This is a genomic window from Rhizobium sp. AN73 (assembly GCF_030757975.1).
Taxonomy (GTDB): Bacteria; Pseudomonadota; Alphaproteobacteria; order Rhizobiales; family Rhizobiaceae; genus Agrobacterium; species Agrobacterium arsenijevicii.
In genome coordinates, this window is sequence record NZ_JARWME010000001.1 from 2,066,381 (window position 1) to 2,081,430 (window position 15,050).

Annotated in this window: 14 protein-coding genes and 2 pseudogenes; 6 read left to right on the forward strand and 10 right to left on the reverse strand. The window is 58.1% G+C overall.

The window, feature by feature from the left end:
- Window positions 1-88 precede the first annotated feature (88 nt).
- The 4 genes and pseudogenes from RBH10_RS09290 to RBH10_RS09305 all read left to right on the forward strand — a co-directional run bounded on the left by RBH10_RS09290 (window position 89) and on the right by RBH10_RS09305 (window position 2,768).
- Window positions 89-751 carry a YbhB/YbcL family Raf kinase inhibitor-like protein gene (locus RBH10_RS09290; RefSeq protein WP_281039429.1) on the forward strand — a complete coding sequence of 221 codons (663 nt, stop codon included), beginning with the start codon at window positions 89-91 and terminating at the stop codon, window positions 749-751.
- Between the two features lie 38 nt (window positions 752-789).
- Window positions 790-2,056 (forward strand): annotated as a pseudogene (locus RBH10_RS09295) (MFS transporter).
- An 80-nt stretch (window positions 2,057-2,136) separates the two neighbouring features.
- Window positions 2,137-2,370, forward strand: coding sequence for an AbrB/MazE/SpoVT family DNA-binding domain-containing protein (locus RBH10_RS09300; protein ID WP_281039431.1), 234 nt, complete (start codon window positions 2,137-2,139; stop codon window positions 2,368-2,370).
- The gene (locus RBH10_RS09305; protein ID WP_281039432.1) at window positions 2,367-2,768 is read left to right on the forward strand and encodes a type II toxin-antitoxin system VapC family toxin; all 402 of its coding nucleotides are present in this window, start codon (window positions 2,367-2,369) and stop codon (window positions 2,766-2,768) included. Before RBH10_RS09300 ends, RBH10_RS09305 begins: the two co-directional genes overlap by 4 nt.
- Before the next feature lie 76 nt (window positions 2,769-2,844).
- Here RBH10_RS09305 and RBH10_RS09310 read toward each other — a convergent pair whose 3' ends face one another.
- The 5 genes from RBH10_RS09310 to RBH10_RS09330 form a co-directional block, all read right to left on the reverse strand.
- Window positions 2,845-4,848, reverse strand: a complete 2,004-nt coding sequence (locus RBH10_RS09310; protein ID WP_281039433.1) for a CocE/NonD family hydrolase — start codon at window positions 4,846-4,848, stop codon at window positions 2,845-2,847.
- A gap of 106 nt (window positions 4,849-4,954) precedes the next feature.
- Window positions 4,955-6,568: an ABC transporter ATP-binding protein gene (locus RBH10_RS09315; protein WP_281039434.1), complete on the reverse strand. Its 1,614-nt coding sequence runs from the start codon at window positions 6,566-6,568 to the stop codon at window positions 4,955-4,957.
- Window positions 6,565-7,389 carry an ABC transporter permease gene (locus tag RBH10_RS09320; protein WP_281039435.1) on the reverse strand — a complete coding sequence of 275 codons (825 nt, stop codon included), beginning with the start codon at window positions 7,387-7,389 and terminating at the stop codon, window positions 6,565-6,567. Before RBH10_RS09320 ends, RBH10_RS09315 begins: the two co-directional genes overlap by 4 nt.
- Complete coding sequence (locus RBH10_RS09325; protein ID WP_281039436.1) at window positions 7,386-8,333, reverse strand: ABC transporter permease; 948 nt, start codon at window positions 8,331-8,333, stop codon at window positions 7,386-7,388. Before RBH10_RS09325 ends, RBH10_RS09320 begins: the two co-directional genes overlap by 4 nt.
- The gene (locus RBH10_RS09330; RefSeq protein ID WP_281039437.1) at window positions 8,333-9,895 is read right to left on the reverse strand and encodes an ABC transporter substrate-binding protein; all 1,563 of its coding nucleotides are present in this window, start codon (window positions 9,893-9,895) and stop codon (window positions 8,333-8,335) included. Before RBH10_RS09330 ends, RBH10_RS09325 begins: the two co-directional genes overlap by 1 nt.
- 233 nt (window positions 9,896-10,128) lie before the next feature.
- Here RBH10_RS09330 and RBH10_RS09335 point away from each other — a divergent pair, with 233 nt between their 5' ends.
- Window positions 10,129-10,395 carry a cyclic nucleotide-binding protein gene (locus tag RBH10_RS09335; RefSeq protein ID WP_281039438.1) on the forward strand — a complete coding sequence of 89 codons (267 nt, stop codon included), beginning with the start codon at window positions 10,129-10,131 and terminating at the stop codon, window positions 10,393-10,395.
- A gap of 6 nt (window positions 10,396-10,401) precedes the next feature.
- Here the strand turns inward: RBH10_RS09335 and RBH10_RS09340 are convergent, their stop codons facing one another.
- The 3 genes from RBH10_RS09340 to RBH10_RS09350 form a co-directional block, all read right to left on the reverse strand.
- Window positions 10,402-10,650 carry a LysR substrate-binding domain-containing protein gene (locus tag RBH10_RS09340; RefSeq protein ID WP_306180578.1) on the reverse strand — a complete coding sequence of 83 codons (249 nt, stop codon included), beginning with the start codon at window positions 10,648-10,650 and terminating at the stop codon, window positions 10,402-10,404.
- The gene (locus tag RBH10_RS09345; RefSeq protein WP_306180536.1) at window positions 10,547-11,293 is read right to left on the reverse strand and encodes a LysR family transcriptional regulator; all 747 of its coding nucleotides are present in this window, start codon (window positions 11,291-11,293) and stop codon (window positions 10,547-10,549) included. The genes RBH10_RS09340 and RBH10_RS09345 overlap by 104 nt, the downstream gene beginning before the upstream one ends.
- A gap of 130 nt (window positions 11,294-11,423) precedes the next feature.
- Complete coding sequence (locus tag RBH10_RS09350) at window positions 11,424-11,642, reverse strand: hypothetical protein (RefSeq protein WP_281039440.1); 219 nt, start codon at window positions 11,640-11,642, stop codon at window positions 11,424-11,426.
- A gap of 233 nt (window positions 11,643-11,875) precedes the next feature.
- On the opposite strand from RBH10_RS09350, the gene RBH10_RS24870 reads away from it, so the two are divergent.
- Window positions 11,876-12,202: a GCG_CRPN prefix-to-repeats domain-containing protein gene (locus RBH10_RS24870; RefSeq protein ID WP_052675506.1), complete on the forward strand. Its 327-nt coding sequence runs from the start codon at window positions 11,876-11,878 to the stop codon at window positions 12,200-12,202.
- 385 nt (window positions 12,203-12,587) lie between these two features.
- Here RBH10_RS24870 and RBH10_RS09355 read toward each other — a convergent pair.
- Window positions 12,588-13,233: pseudogene (locus RBH10_RS09355) on the reverse strand (VOC family protein).
- Window positions 13,234-13,591: 358 nt separating this feature from the next.
- Window positions 13,592-14,956, reverse strand: a complete 1,365-nt coding sequence (locus RBH10_RS09360; protein WP_281039441.1) for an MFS transporter — start codon at window positions 14,954-14,956, stop codon at window positions 13,592-13,594.
- Window positions 14,957-15,050 lie beyond the last annotated feature (94 nt).

A 15,050-nucleotide genomic window follows, 5' to 3' on the forward strand; every position in this document is an offset into this window, starting at 1 on the left:
GGTTCAATAATGCGCCGTCCGTCCTCTATCGTCCTTGCAGATGCAGGAACGAGTACGAGCGATGAGAAAGAAAAGCAGCAGATTTACGATGACGGCCATTCTGGCCGGGATGATGGTCACTTCGGTCGCCAGCGCCGAGAACCGGTTTCTGACGGTTCAGCTTGGCGGGTTAGATAAGGGCGGCCGCGTTGCGGACCATATGGCCTTCTGTCCGCCCGCCTCCAGCAAGGCAAGGAACATCAGCCCGGAGGTTTCGTGGTCGCCCGGACCAGAGGGAACACGATCCTATGCGTTGCTGATGCTTGACCCGGATGTGCCGCAGGATTTCAGCCAGATCAACAAACCCAATACGGTGATCAGTGCAGATGCGTCTCGCATCAGCATCCACCATTGGGTGCTGGCGGATATCCCCAAGACAATCACGACCCTTTCGGCGGGGGCCGAAAGCGAAGGCGTGGTGGCACGGGGCAAGCCGATTGGCGCGACGGCCAATGGTCTGCGCGGCGCGAATGTCTTCACCACCTTTCTTGCCAAGGATGAGACTATGGCAGGGACCTATGGCGGCTACGATGGTCCATGCCCTCCCACCAATGACGAGCGGGTTCATCACTATGTTTTCCGGGTCTTTGCTCTGGATGTGCCATCGCTTGGATTGAGCGGCGCCTTCGATGGTGAAGCGGTGGAGAAGGCCATGCGCGGACACGTTCTCGCGCAGGGCGAAGTGGTCGCCACCTACACGCTCAACCCCTGATCTTTCGCAAGCGGTCCTCTTGAAGGACGCATAATGGAATGCCGTATCGCATGGTCAAGACATTGAACAATATCGCGCCTGATCCTTCCGTGTACTGGAGAGGCAACCTTGTCGTCTGCTTTCTGGGTTCATTCACCACGATAGTGGCTATGACGCTTCTGCTGCCGTTTCTGCCGCTTTACGTCGAACAGCTTGGCGTCACCGATCATGCCGCCATCGCACAATGGTCTGGTATCGCCTACGGGGCAACCTTCCTGACTGCCGGCTTTACCGCCCCCTTTATGGGGAAGGCTGGCGGATCGATACGGCCGAAAGCTCATGTTGATCCGCGCCAGCCTTGGCATGGCTATCGCCATGTCACTCATCGGCATGGCCACCAGCGTCTGGGCACTCGTCGCGTTGCGTCTGCTTGCCGGTCTGCTCGGTGGTTATGCCTCCGGCTCCATGGTTCTCGTCGCATCACAAACCCCAAAGGACAAAACCGGCTGGGCGCTTGGTGTTCTCTCGGCCGGTATCATGGCGGGAAACCTGGTCGGCCCGCTGGTCGGCGGGGTCGTGCCGGCGATGATCGGCATTCGCATGACGTTCATTTCCGCTGGCGCCGTCATTTTCGTGACCTTCATCACGACAATCATGTTCATCCGGGAGGCACCACGCGCGCACCGGAAGGACGCTGAAAAGACAAGCTGGAAGTGGTCGCTGATCCCGGACAGGCGTCCGGTCGTCGCCATGCTGTTCACCGGCTTTTTACTGATGGTCGCAAACATGTCGATCGAGCCGATCATCACCCTCTATGTCGGCGGCCTCGTGGCCCCGGCACGGGTGACGTTCATCTCCGGCGTCGTCATGTCGGCCGCAGCTTTCGGCAGCATCCTGTCTGCGTCCCACCTTGGCAAACTTGCAGATCGCATAGGCCACTGGAAGATCGTTGTGGCGTGTCTGGCCGCGGCGGCGGTGCTGCTGGTCCCGCAGGCCTTCGTCACCAGCGAATGGCAACTCGTCTTCCTGCGTTTCCTTATGGGACTGGCTCTCGGCGGATTGATTTCCGCTATCGCGAGCGTCATCCGGCACAATGTGCCGGAGGCGATGGTGGGAGGTGTCCTCGGTTATTCCGTTTCCTCGCAATATGCCGGTCAGGTCATCGGCCCACTCGCCGGAGGATTTATCGGAGGGCATATCGGGATGCGGGCCGTCTTTCTCGGAACCGCCGTGTTGATGGCGGCTGGTGCAGCGGCCAATTTCTTCCTCGAAAGGCGCATCTGGTTGGATGGAACCGAAAATGTTGCAGAGACGAACTCGACGTAACGATGTGGTGGCGTAGTGCGAGTTGAAATCGGCTCGTGAAAGTAATACCATCTCCAAGGTTGGTATTACAGGAGTGCCGGATGACGACGACAGTAACCGCCAAAGGGCAAGTCACCATTCCCAAAGCTGTGCGGGATCTTCTTGGAATTGCTCCGGGAAGTTCCGTCGATTTTGTTCGTGCGCCAGACGGCCGGATTGTTCTCGTCAGGGCCGATAAAAAGCAGCCGCCAACGCGCTTTGCCAAACTTCGGGGTCATGCCGGAGAAGGTCTGAATACCGATGCCATCATGGCGCTTACGCGTGGTGACAAGTGACGCTCGTCGACACAAATGTTTTGCTTGATCTGGTAACGAATGACCCCAAGTGGGCCGACTGGTCAATCGAGCAGCTCGAACTCGCAAGCGTCGCTGGTCCATTGTTCATCAATGATGTTGTTTATTCCGAGCTTGCCGTTCGGTATGAACGCATAGAAGCGTTGGACGCATTTGTTCATGAGGCGGGATTGAAATTGATCCCTTTTCCCCGCTCTGCGTTGTTCTTAGCGGGGAAGGTCTTCACTCGGTATCGTCGTGCGGGCGGCTCTCGAACAGGCGTTTTGCCAGACTTTTTTATTGGCAGTCACGCAGCGGTTCAAAGTCTTCCGCTTTTGACACGGGACGTGGGTCGATATCGATCCTATTTCCCAACCGTGGCGCTGATCTCTCCCGAATAATAAAGCAGACGAGCCACCTCGCCAAAATAACTGCATGCTATTGGCCCCTGCAAATAGCTACAGGGGCCAAGGAGTGTCAGATGAGGTCGCGTTTGTAGCGCTCATCCCACTGTCGCGTCTTGACGACGCTGCCGTTTTCAAGGGCTGAAAGTTCTCCGGTCAGGTAGAAGTTCTCCCTGTCGGAACGCATCTCGGTACGGCTCTCGATCTTGATGCGCCACCCATCCCGGCCAATTTCGTAGGTCTGGGTGAGGACGTATTTCGCGGAGAGGGGGTCCCCGTCGCGAATGGTCAGTTCACGGCGCAGGCTGTGGCTGAGTTCAGTGTCGATTTCGTCAAACCGCAACACGCCTTCACCGAACAGGCCGCCCACGCCTTCCGTGACATAGGTGTTGATACCCGTTTCATGATCCTGTTCGGTCCAGCGGCGGACCGTACCCGGATCGACCTGCGTAATAGGGGTCGAGGGGCCATGAGCAGGGGCCTCGAAACGCACGGACGTATCGTCGCTTGCGCTGCGCACCGGCAGGTCAAGCGCGCTTTCCGCAACGGAAACGCTGATCGTCGCATCGTAAGGTGAAGTCCATACCATCGGCCAGTACGACGTCGCGACGGCGAGTTGCAGCCTGTGCCCTTTGGCAAAACGATATCCGCAATCGTTGAGCTTGATCGCGACGTCATAAAATTTGCCGGGTTCCAGGGCTTCCGGATTTTCGTGGCTGTCACGGTGGGTCAGGTTGAAAACCTGATAACTGACGCGTGTGACGCGACCATCAGGCAGGACGTCGTTGAGGCGTAGCGAAATCTGCGCAACGGGGCAATCTGCGGCAATGCGCAGACGCGCCACCGGCGCACCGAGAACATCGAAATCCTCTTGCAGCAAAGCGGTTTCGAAAACGAGCGCGCCGCCATTGTCGAGACGCTGATCGGTCGGATGTTCGCCGGGGCAACCGGTCGCCATCCATTCCCCACCTGCTTTGCCGTGGCTTTGCGGCGAGCGGATGCTGAGAACTGCAGGGTCGCTTGCCGTGTCACGCAGTTCCCTGGCTGCACTAGGGTACAGTGACCGGGTCGAAATTTCAGGCGAAGGCCATGTTGCTTCGCCCACCCAGCGTCCCTGCGTCGTCGTGCGCGTGCCGGTTGGTTCGATCGTGTCGCTGACGAAGGCGCGCAGCATCGGCTCGTCCATGACGCCGGTATCCTTGCCTTTCAGCCAATGGTCCCACCAGCGCGTTGCTTCCTGCAGGAAGCCAATCGCCGGACCGGGAACACCATCCTGGGGGTAAATATGGCCCCACGGACCGATGATGCCGCGACGCGGGACCTGAAGGTTCTCCAGAAGTCGGGGAACGGCATTGGTATAGCTGTCCGCCCATGCGCCGATGGCAAGGACCGGGCACTGGATGGCGCTCCAGTCTTCGCAGACCGAGCCGTGTTTCCAGTATTCGTCGTAACGCTGGTGCTCCAGCCAAAGTGCCGGAAAGAAGGGGAGCTTCTCCAGACGCTCGATCCAGCTGTCGCGCCAGGCGTCGCCGACGATCTTCGGATCGAGCGGACGGCTCTGATAGGCAAGCATGATGGTGCCCCACCACAGATTGTCGTTCAACAGCAGACCGCCCATGTAGTGGATGTCGTCGGTATAGCGGTTGTCGGTCGAGTAGGCGGTGATGATGGCTTTCAGTGCCGGCGGGCGGCGGGCGGCGACCTGCAGGCCGTTGAAGCCGCCCCAGCTCTTGCCCATCATGCCGACATTGCCGCTGCACCACGGCTGGCGGGAGATCCAGTCGATGACTTCGAGTGCATCGTCCTGTTCCTGCTTCAGATATTCGTCGGCCATGTGGCCGTCGGATTCGCCGGTGCCGCGCATGTCCACGCGAATTGCGGCATATCCCTGGCTTGCAAAATAGCCGTGCATCGGCTCGTCGCGTCCGCGGGTTCCGTCACGCTTGCGATAGGGAATATACTCGAGGATGGCGGGAACCGGTGATTGCTCCGCGTCCTCCGGCAGCCACAGGCGCGCGCCGAGGCGCACGCCATCGCTCATGGGGATCCAGATATGTTCTTCAACACGTATCGTCATTTGGGGGTATTCCAGTCGAGTCATTTGGGACGGGCATCGCTGCGCCGGAGATCAACAATGAAAGAATGAGAGGCGGCGCACATCAAAGAGTGGGCCGCCCCGCAGATCATGCGGTGGGGAGGCCGCGTTTTGCCAGCACACCATCCAGCCAGTCGCGCCGCAGTTCGGGGACCGAGGTGATGAGCTGTTCGGTATAGGGCTGGTAAGGCGGTGCAAAAACCTCCGCGGTCGTGCCGGTTTCGACAATGCGGCCATGCTGCATCACCATCGTCCGGTCGGCGAGCCGGCGAACGACACCCAGATCATGGGTTATGAACAGATAGGAGACGCCCAGCTCATCCTGCAGGGAGCGCAGCAGTCTGAGAATCTCTTCTGCTACGAGAGGGTCAAGCGCCGATGTCACCTCGTCGCAGATGATGAGGTCCGGTCGGGCTGCCAGCGCACGAGCGATACACACACGCTGCTTTTGTCCCCCGGAAAGCGCTTTTGGCAGGCGCTCCGCGAACTCCCGTGGCAGACCGATCAGGTCCAGCAACCGGTTCACCTCGGCCGTGCGCTCATCTTCATTCATTCCGAAATAGAACGACATGGGACGGCCGATGATCTCGCCGACGGTGTGACGAGGATTTAGCGCCACATCCGGAAGCTGATAGACAAGCTGAATGCGACGCAGTTCCTCGCGGGAACGTCTGGAATACTTGTCGGCAAGCCGGTGCCCGGCAAGCGAAACGACGCCGGAAGACTGCGGCGGCAACCCGGCGATGACCCTGGCCAAAGTGGATTTGCCGGAACCGGATTCACCCACGACCGCCAGCGTTTCGCCCCTTCGGATTTCGCAGTGAATATTGTCCAGCACCTTCTTGCGGCCGTAATAGGCAGTGACGTCACGCGCTTCGAGCAGGATTTCTCCACCCCTGTGATTGATGGATTCGCCCGACATGCTGGCTTCGCGTTCGGAAACCAGACGGCGTGTGTAGTCTTCCTGCGGGTGCTCCAGGACATCCTCGGCAGAGCCGGCTTCCACCTTTTTGCCGTGACGCAATACCATGATGCTGTCGGCAATCTGCGCGACGACGGCAAGGTCATGCGTGATGTAAAGGGCGGCGGTGTTGTAGCGCTGGATGAGACTGCGGAGCAGGGCCAGAACCTCGATCTGCGTCGTGACATCAAGCGCCGTGGTAGGCTCGTCCAGCACGAGTATGTCAGGGCGGCATGACATCGCCATGGCCACCATTGCGCGCTGTAACTGCCCGCCGGATACCTGATGCGGGTAACGGTTGCCGAAATTCTGATAATCGGGAAGTTGCAGCGCCTGCAGCAGTTCCAGCATCCAGGCTTCCGCCTCCTGCCGGTTCATTATGCCATGGTAGAGCGGCCCTTCCATGATCTGTTCGCCGATCTTCATGGCAGGGTTGAACGCCGCAGCGGCACTTTGCGCCACATAGGCGATACGTGCACCACGCGCGGCCTCACGACCGGCGCGACCGACCATCATCAGCGAAACGCCATTCACGACGATTTCTCCGCCAACGATGCGGCAACCGTTGCGGCCGTATCCCATGGCTGCAAGTCCGATCGTGGATTTGCCGGCGCCGGATTCACCGATCAGCCCTTTGACCTCGCCGCGCTTCAGGTCCAGATCGATGCAATCGACCAGAATGGCTCCATTCGGCGCGGCCACTTTCAGGCCGCGAATTTGCAGGACCTCGTTTTCACTCATCGGTCTGCTCCCTGAATTGCGCTGCGGCCAGCCAGCAGCCAGTCCACGACGAGATTGACGCCAATTGTGAGAATGGCGATGGCAGCGGCCGGGTAAAGCGGAGCATAGAGGCCATAAAGAATGGCCTGCTGGTTATCCTTCACCATACCGCCCCAGTCTGCGAAAGGCGGCTGGATACCCAGACCCAGAAAGGACAGGCCCGCCACGAACAGGAAGGTGAAGCAGAAACGCAGGCCGAATTCCGCAATGAGCGGCGGCAGGGCATTGGGCAGTATCTCCTTGAACACCAGCCAGATCAGGCCTTCGCCGCGCAGGCGTGCTGTTTCGGCATATTCCAGAACATTGACGCCCTGGGCCACAATACGCGCCAGACGGAAGACGCGGGTGGAATCCAGTAGCGCAATCGTCACGATCAGCACGGGAATGGACGAGCCAAGCGCCTGCAGCACGACCAGAGCCGAGATCAACACCGGAATACACATGACAGTGTCGACGATGCGCGACAGAACCATATCGATCCAGCCGCCGAAGATGGCGGCGATGAAACCAAGCGTGATCCCGATTGTGAAGGAGATCAGCGACGCCGCCAGCGAAACGCCGATGGAGATTTGCGCACCCGCCAAAAGACGCGAAAGCATGTCGCGGCCGTTCTGATCAAGGCCGAACCAATGCATTGCCGACGGCGGATCGAAAGGCGATCCGACGATTTCTTCTTGCCCGAAAGGCGCGATGTGCGGGCCGGCTGCGAACAGGACGATGTTGACCGAGATGATGAACAGACCGACCCATGCGGTAGGGGTGATGGAGCGGAGCATTTTCATCGGGGATGCCTCAGGCGCGGATTAAGCGCAATTGCCGAAACATCGGCAATGATGTTTAGAATGACGTAGGCTGCACCGAAAACGAGGGCGGCAGCCTGTACCAGCGGAAGATCCCGCTTCGAAACGGCATCGACCATGAAGCGGCCAAGACCGTTATAGTTGAACACGGCCTCTACCAGCACCACACCGGTAATGAGATAGGCGATGTTGAACGATACGACGTTGACGATTGGCGCTGCGGCATTGGGAAGCGCATGGCGAAGAACCACGCGTTTGGTCCGCAATCCCTTGAGATAGGCCGTTTCGACATATGCCTGATCCATGACAGCAAGAACGGCGGTACGGGTCATGCGCAGCATCTGCGCCACTGTCACCAGAACCAGCGTAAGAGCCGGAAGCGTGGTGGCTTTCAGCCAATCCGCAAAGCCCATACCTGGATAGGTGTCGGCAAGGCTCGGCAGCAGATTGTACTGCACGGAAACGAAAAGGATCAGCAAAAGACCCAGGAAATATTCCGGAAGGGAAACGAAGCCCAGCGCGACAATATTGACGGCACGATCGAACAGGCTGCCGCGCCAGATGGCGCTGAACAGACCCAGAAGCACGGCAACCGGAACGGACACGACTGCGGCATAAAGCGCCAGCGCCATGGTGTTCCAGAACCGTGGCCACAGAAGGTCTGCGACGGGCTGGTGGTTCGCCAGCGAGTTTCCAAGGTCGCCGGTCACGAAACCGCCAAGCCAGGAAAGATAACGTTGCAGAATGGGCTGGTCCAGACCGAGATCGGCGCGCAGCACGGCGAGAGATTCAGGCGTCGCATTTTGTCCGAGTATTGCCGACGCCACATCTCCGGGAAGAAGCTGAGTGCCGGCGAAAATAAGCGCCGACACCAGCAGAAGCGTCAAAATACCCAAAGCAACGCGCTTCAGGATAAGCTTAGTCATTATGCGTCCAACCAGACCTTTTCAGCAAGGCGGGCACCCATGAAGTTGAACATTGGATGCGTGGTTACGCCTTTGAGTTTCTTGGATGTCGCGTCCAGATAATCGCCGAACATCGGGATCATGGCGCCGCCCTCGTTGGAGATGAGCGCCTGAAGCTCGGCATAGATTTCCTTGCGCTTCGCGTCGTCGAGGAGTGCACGCGCCTCAATGAGCTTCCTGTCGAAGTTTTCATTCTTCCAGTGCGTATCATTTTGCGCCGACGTGGATTGGTAAGCGATGGTCAGCATCTGGTCCGCGGTCGGGCGTCCGCCCCAGTATGACATGCAGAACGGAGCCTTCATCCAGACATTGTCCCAATAGCCATCGGCGGGTTCGCGCTTGATCGACACATCGATGCCACCATTGGCCGCGCTTGTGCGGAAAATCGCCGCAGCATCCACAGCGCCGGAGAAGGCAGCGTCGGAAGCGGAAATCTCGACCTTCAGCGTATCGAGGCCAGCCTGCTTCAGATAGAACTTCGCCTTTTCGGGATCGTATGGGCGCTGTGCCAGATCCGCAGCATAGAAGCGATCGGAACTCGGGACCGGATGATCGTTGCCGATTCGACCGTAGCCGCGCAAAGCGGTTTTCAAAAGCTGCTCGCGGTCGATGGCGTGTTTGATGGCGAGGCGGATATTGTTGTCCTTGTACGGCGCCTGCGTGCAATCCATCAGGAATGTGAAGTGCTGGCCACCAGCCGATTGCACGATGTTGAGGTTGGGGTTACGGCGCAGCAGGTCCACCGTCTTGAAGTCGAGCTGGTTGATCGCATGGACCTGACCCGACATCATGGCATTGGTGCGAGCGGCGATATCGTTGATGACGATGACTTCCACGGCGTCAACGTGAGCGGCATTCGCCTTCCAGTAATTCGGATTGCGGGTAAAGCGCGAACGAACGCCCGGATCGTAGCTCTCGAACACGAACGGCCCGGTGCCGACAGGCTTGTTGAAATCCGTCCAGCCTTCCGGAACAACGAGGAAATGGTAGTCGGAAAGGATGTAAGGAAGGTCGGCATTACCGCTTTCGAGGACGATCTTGACCTCGGTGTCGGAAAGCTTATCGACAGCCTTGAGGGCAGACGCAACCGAGCGTGCCGCAGAGGTGGTTTCACCGCGGTGCAGGTTGATGGAATAGATGACGTCTTCTACCGTGAGTGTCTTGCCGTTGTGGAACGTGACACCCTGACGCAGCTTGAAGACCCACTCCACGGCGCCGGGCTGTGCTTCCCAGCTTTCGAACAATTCAGGCACAGCGTGATTGCTGGCGTCGATCTCGACAAGGCCATTCATGATCATGAAAGCCTGATTGACGGGCACCCAGTCTTTCAGGATGCGGGGGTCGAGATTATCCGTGGTGCTGCCACCGCCGATGCCCAATTTTAAAACGCCACCCTTTTTTGGCGTATCCGTGCCTTGCGCACTGGCGTTGGTAATGAAACCGGCAGAAAGCGCCGCGAGGCTGGCCGCGCCGGCAAGGAAATGCCGCCGGTCGAGCGAGAAGGAAAAGGGGGAGGATGTCATGTTTGGGTTCCCTGTTTTTTATCGGGGCCGGACGTGGCTCGGCTGGCAGTGGCGTATCGTACTCGACGGTTCGGCACTAGATACCGAGCAGTGAAGGGGGGTATGATTTTTGCGCATGGGGTCATGAAATCTGAGCGCATCCGGTTATTGGCGAAGCGGAGTAAAGGGATGCGCCGGAGCGGATCCGGTGTAGCAAACCACGCCAAGTGGGCGCGTTTATGGAGTGAATACAAATGGGGCTAGCGGATATTGTCGGCCTTGCTGGAGCCTTTTTCTATCTCTTTGCCTATGCACTGTTGCAACTGCGACTTCTGACAATAGAAGACTGGCGCTACACTCTTTTAAACGTTCTGGGTGGCGTGTTTCTGATCTATTCGCTGATATGGAATTTCAACCTCGGCTCGCTGATTTCGCAGGTCGCCTGGTTGCTGTTCACCATTATCGGTTACGCGCGTTTTCTGCTGGACCGGCGCCGCAAGACGCCTCCCGCACAGGCCTGATGGGCCTCAGCGCGCGGTTTTATGGTTGTCTGCAATCAGCCAATCGGAAACCTCGCGCACAATTTTGCGCTGGTGGCGATCTGCCGGACGCATCAGGTAAAATTTGCCTTCCGAGCGCATGGCATGGGAATGCACCGGAACCAGTGCGCCGCTATCCAGTTGATCGCGGATGAGCCAGGTCCACCCGAGCGTTGCGCCAAGCCCCTGTGATGCCGCCGCGACGCAGAGGCCGTAGTCCCCGAGTTTCCACTGGATCGCATCCTGAGGCGGCAACAGGTGTGATGAGCGCCACCAGTCGCTCCAGTCCTGCCATTCCCGCATCAGAATCTTCGATGGAGATCAAAACCGGGGCTTTCTGCTCCATGAGGTTGGCCATGCCGCGTGCCGAGACGGGAACGACTTCTTCCTGCCCAAGTTCCGAAAGCCAGACGCCGATCGGTCTTTCCTTGCGATAGAAAATGGCGAGATCGAATTCGTCCAGCCGCAGATGCGCCACGTCGTCAGTCACCCGCAGCCGCAATTCGATGCCGGGAATATCGCGTTTCAGCTTCTGCAGGCGGGGCATGAACCATTGATCCGCAATCCCGCGAGAGCAGGCGATGGTGATCTGGCTGGCGCCGGTCCATGAGCGGACACCGTCCGTGACGCTTGCGATATCGAGGATCAGCCGCGATACATCGATCGAATAATTTTCCCCGATGGTTGTCAGTCGCACGCCCGTCGGCACGCGCTCGAAAAGCTTGGAGCCAATGAACGCTTCCAGCTTGCCGATCTGCCGACTGACGGCGCTCTGTGTCAGACCAAGCTCGTTGCCCGCACGGGAGAAGCTGCCCAGGCGGGATGCAGCCTCGAAAACAACAAGCGCCTCCAACGGCGGCAATCTAAATGACGGTTGCATCCAAGTTCCTAAAATACAATTTGCGATCCGATACACCGACGCCGCAAACTCTTCAATTTTTTAGGATTCCATGTCGCGTTTCGGCTTTGCCAGCGAGGCCGGGCCAGCAAGGCCGGTCTGTTCTTCGATATTAAGACTGACGATTCGGTATTATCAACCAGAACAATTGCACGAGGTCGCGCCAGGTTCGGGCCATGTCCTCGGCAACGGATGTCAGTTCCCTGTACACATAAATGCCGGCAAGCGTCAGAACGGCTGCAAGCGTGAGAATGGCCAGGAGCACCCAAGGCCAGATGCGACGTCTGCTTTTTGGCTTTGATTCAGGTTCTGCGTGCAGATTGGGGTTCAATCACCGTCTCCTCGTTCACTTGAGGACTATGCCGAAAACCACAGGACTGCAACCGGACGGGATATATTGCGCCCCTGCTACTTTGACGTTCCCTTCAGCCTTTCTCAGGTTGGGGCACGGCGTCGACATCCGCCACAATTGCGGAATTTTGCCACGAAAACATCAAGATTCATTCAGCCACAGTTCACCGGCCGGGGCGCTAAATCCCTCCATCCCGGAAGGAGGGAGATGAAATGCGTAAGATGATTTTAAGCGCTGGAATAATTCTCAGTGCCCTGTTCGGCAGTGGCGCGAACGCCATGCCTCTCGGTCAACCGTCCGCCCCTCTGGCAGCCAATGTTCAAAATGTGGACTATGCCTGCGGCCGCGGCTTTCATCTATCGCCGCGCGGATATTGCCGGCCCAATGGACCGCCGCGATATGAGCGCGGCTGGGACAGGCGTGATCGCTGGGAAGGCCGCAGGGAGTGGCGCGAACGTCAAGCCCGCAGAGAATGGCGTGAGCGCAGAGATTGGTACGAACAGCGCGAATGGCGAGACCGTCGCGACTATCGCTGGTAATCGGAGCATTTCCGGTAAAAGTACGTAGCGGTTTTGCGTATGAAAAATACGTAAAAACAAACAGATATAGTATGTTTTTAAACTGGCGTGCTCGAGTGCAGGCCCTCCCCAAACCGGGAGGGCCTTTTTATATGGATACATGCCTTGGCCGGTTTGCGCCAAAGGCGGCTCAGGCCTGTCCAGATCAGTGCTGCGATGACCGCATTGGGCCAATAGGAGACATAACTGTACAATTTGATATTGTCGTCTTTCGACCTTTAGTGCGGACGTTTGCCGACTCAGTCGAGCGGTCGAAGACCTGACGTTGATCTACCGGAAAAGCGTGTCGCAGATTTCGGGAATTCTGCGACAATCTAGGTCGGAATTCAGAGATTTGAGATTATATTTAGTCGGCCGGACCAGCAAACAGTATGAGGTTTTCGTCCGGGTCCCTAACAATGAAATTTCGAGCACCCCACGGCTCCTTCTTGAGCGTTTGGTGAAAATCCACTCCGGCGGCTTGGAAATCCAGAAAGAGTCGCTTGATCTCACTTGCGGTGTCGACCGTGATCGAGCCGGAGAGCAGATGTTCGCGTTGTCGGATGTCGCCGACAAACACTGGCTCGCAAACTAGCCTCAGAGCAAGGCGTGCGTTGTCACGAACAACCTGTCCGTAGAATGGAGGGTCGCCGTAAACAAAGTCGACCGCGAAGCCGAGTTTGTCGGCGAAGAATTCACACGACGCTTTGATGTCGGAGACGAAGAGTTGCGCGGAGACAGAACTGAGAACAAGGTTGGATGCGGTCTGTTTGCTTTGATTGTTCATAAGGGTTCCTGACTTGAGCGCTAGCCACCCCTCGAGATCCCAATTGACGCGCGACAAGTTCTTGTGCGTCATTGAGCTTGAAACTGGATTCCAATATCTGATTATCGTCGAGGTGTTGAAATCGTGGCAAAGCAGCGCGGATATGGGCCGCGACTGGATAATACCGCTCGCGATGCCACCGCAAATACTGCTTGGCTTGCTTCTTGAGGTTTTCGAGATTCGGCATAGGCGCTACCTTTGAAATTGTAGGCGGGCGTTGCCCAGTCGGCTCAACGGCCGGTGCACCCTACGTAGCGCTATCTTCAAAATGCGGAATTTCAGTGAGACGGTCAAGACCTACGACCCTTGTTGCGCTCCGCGACTCAATCGGCAACACATTCTAGAACAATCTTTCCTCATCAAAGAGCTCTGCCACCGTCTATCACAAAGCTTTCAATCGAACTCCGAAGAGTTTCCTCCACGACGCCGGATAGCTAGCTCTCCCGAGAACCCAATGGTAAGCCGACCGTCCGTTGTCCACCCTTATCTCAGTCTTCCGGAGCCCGGTCCCGGAATGTCTCCTTTTGGCCATTTGCGGTCAAACGTCATTGCGGTCGCCTGAGGCCGATGAACGAGAGCGCAGCGCCGAGTAACAGCAGCACTACCGCGACGATGAGCGAGAGATGCATGCCGTGCATGAAAGCGGCGGGCGCTGTGTCTCGTACGAAATAACCGCATGTCGCGACGCCGAGCATGCCGCCCACCTGCCGCGCCGTGTTGAGGACACCCGACGCGATACCGGCCCGTGATGGATCGACCGAGGAAAGAGTAACATTCGTCATTGTCGGCACCATCAGCGCGATGCCGCTTGCCGCCATCAGCATTGGCAAGACCAGTTGCCAATAGGAGCCACTGAGACTGACCGGGATGAGCAGAAGATATCCGGTTGCCGCCAGCAGCAGGCCGAATACCATGAGCCGCCGCGCGCCAAGGCGTGTGATCAACCGGCCTGCCAGGATGTTCATGACCATCAGAACAATAGTCATCGGCAGGAATGCGATGCCGGTTTCCTGCGGTGAAAGATGTTGCTCCAGCTGAAAGAACAGGCTGAAAACGAAGATCAGGCCGTAATAAGCGAAGTTGACGATGACGCCGGTGACCGAGGTGATCGAGAAGGCCGGGCTGGAGAAGAATGACAGCGGCAGCATCGGAGCGTGGCTTCTGGCCTCGATCAGGATGAAGCCAATTGCGGCGAGGACGGCCACGATAAGCGCCGCGAGAATCTTCGGATGCATCCAGCCAAGATGCGCCGCATCCGTCAGTGCCATCGCGAGGGATGCGAGCGCAATGATGGCGGCTGCCTGCCCGGGCATATCAAGCGAACGCCCCTTGTTTCTGCGGCTTGGCGCGGAATAGTGCAGGATGAGGATAAGGCCGACAAGCCCGACCGGAATGTTGATCAGAAAAACGCTGCGCCAGCCCAGATGTGTCACCAGAAAGCCGCCGACCACGGGCCCCGCCGCCAATGCAATGCCGCCTGCGGCCCCCCACCAGCCGACCGCGCGATTACGCTGCTCCCTGTCGGGAAATGCCTGTTGAAGCAACGACAGCGAGTTCGGAACCAGCAGCGCGGCGCCGACGCCCTGCGCCAACCGCGCCGCAATCAGTGCCGCCAGCGTTGGCGCCAGCCCGCAGGCGAGCGAAGCGAGTGTGAAGAGAACGAAGCCGGTGGTGAAGATGGCCCTTGCGCCAAAGCGGTCACCCAGGGCTCCGGCCATAAGCAGCAGGGCGGCAAAGACCAGCGTATAGGCGTTGACGACCCATTGGAGGCCGGCGACGTCGGTTGAGAAGCTCGTGCGCAGGGCATCGAGCGCGACATTGACGGCGCTGACATCGAGAAGGACGACCACGAAGCCAAGGGAAGCGGCCGCGAGCGTGATGCGTGGGCTTGAAGGGTGAAATAAGGACATCGAGACAACCTTGCAAAGATGATTTGTCTCGAAATTACGCCAATGATTTCCGTGCGGAAATTCGGTATATATGCCAGTGAAGCTGGAGGAATCG

Bases quoted from the DNA above. Each gene is read 5' to 3' on its own strand.
- RBH10_RS09290 (WP_281039429.1), top strand. From the start codon at position 89: ATGACGGCCATTCTGGCCGGGATGATGGTCACTTCGGTCGCCAGCGCC.
- RBH10_RS09300 (WP_281039431.1), top strand. From the start codon at position 2,137: ATGACGACGACAGTAACCGCCAAAGGGCAAGTCACCATTCCCAAAGCT.
- RBH10_RS09310 (WP_281039433.1), bottom strand. From the start codon at position 4,848: ATGACGATACGTGTTGAAGAACATATCTGGATCCCCATGAGCGATGGC.
- RBH10_RS09315 (WP_281039434.1), bottom strand. From the start codon at position 6,568: ATGAGTGAAAACGAGGTCCTGCAAATTCGCGGCCTGAAAGTGGCCGCG.
- RBH10_RS09320 (WP_281039435.1), bottom strand. From the start codon at position 7,389: ATGAAAATGCTCCGCTCCATCACCCCTACCGCATGGGTCGGTCTGTTC.
- RBH10_RS09325 (WP_281039436.1), bottom strand. From the start codon at position 8,333: ATGACTAAGCTTATCCTGAAGCGCGTTGCTTTGGGTATTTTGACGCTT.
- RBH10_RS09330 (WP_281039437.1), bottom strand. From the start codon at position 9,895: ATGACATCCTCCCCCTTTTCCTTCTCGCTCGACCGGCGGCATTTCCTT.
- RBH10_RS09335 (WP_281039438.1), top strand. From the start codon at position 10,129: ATGGGGCTAGCGGATATTGTCGGCCTTGCTGGAGCCTTTTTCTATCTC.
- RBH10_RS09345 (WP_306180536.1), bottom strand. From the start codon at position 11,293: ATGCAACCGTCATTTAGATTGCCGCCGTTGGAGGCGCTTGTTGTTTTC.
- RBH10_RS24870 (WP_052675506.1), top strand. From the start codon at position 11,876: ATGCGTAAGATGATTTTAAGCGCTGGAATAATTCTCAGTGCCCTGTTC.
- RBH10_RS09360 (WP_281039441.1), bottom strand. From the start codon at position 14,956: ATGTCCTTATTTCACCCTTCAAGCCCACGCATCACGCTCGCGGCCGCT.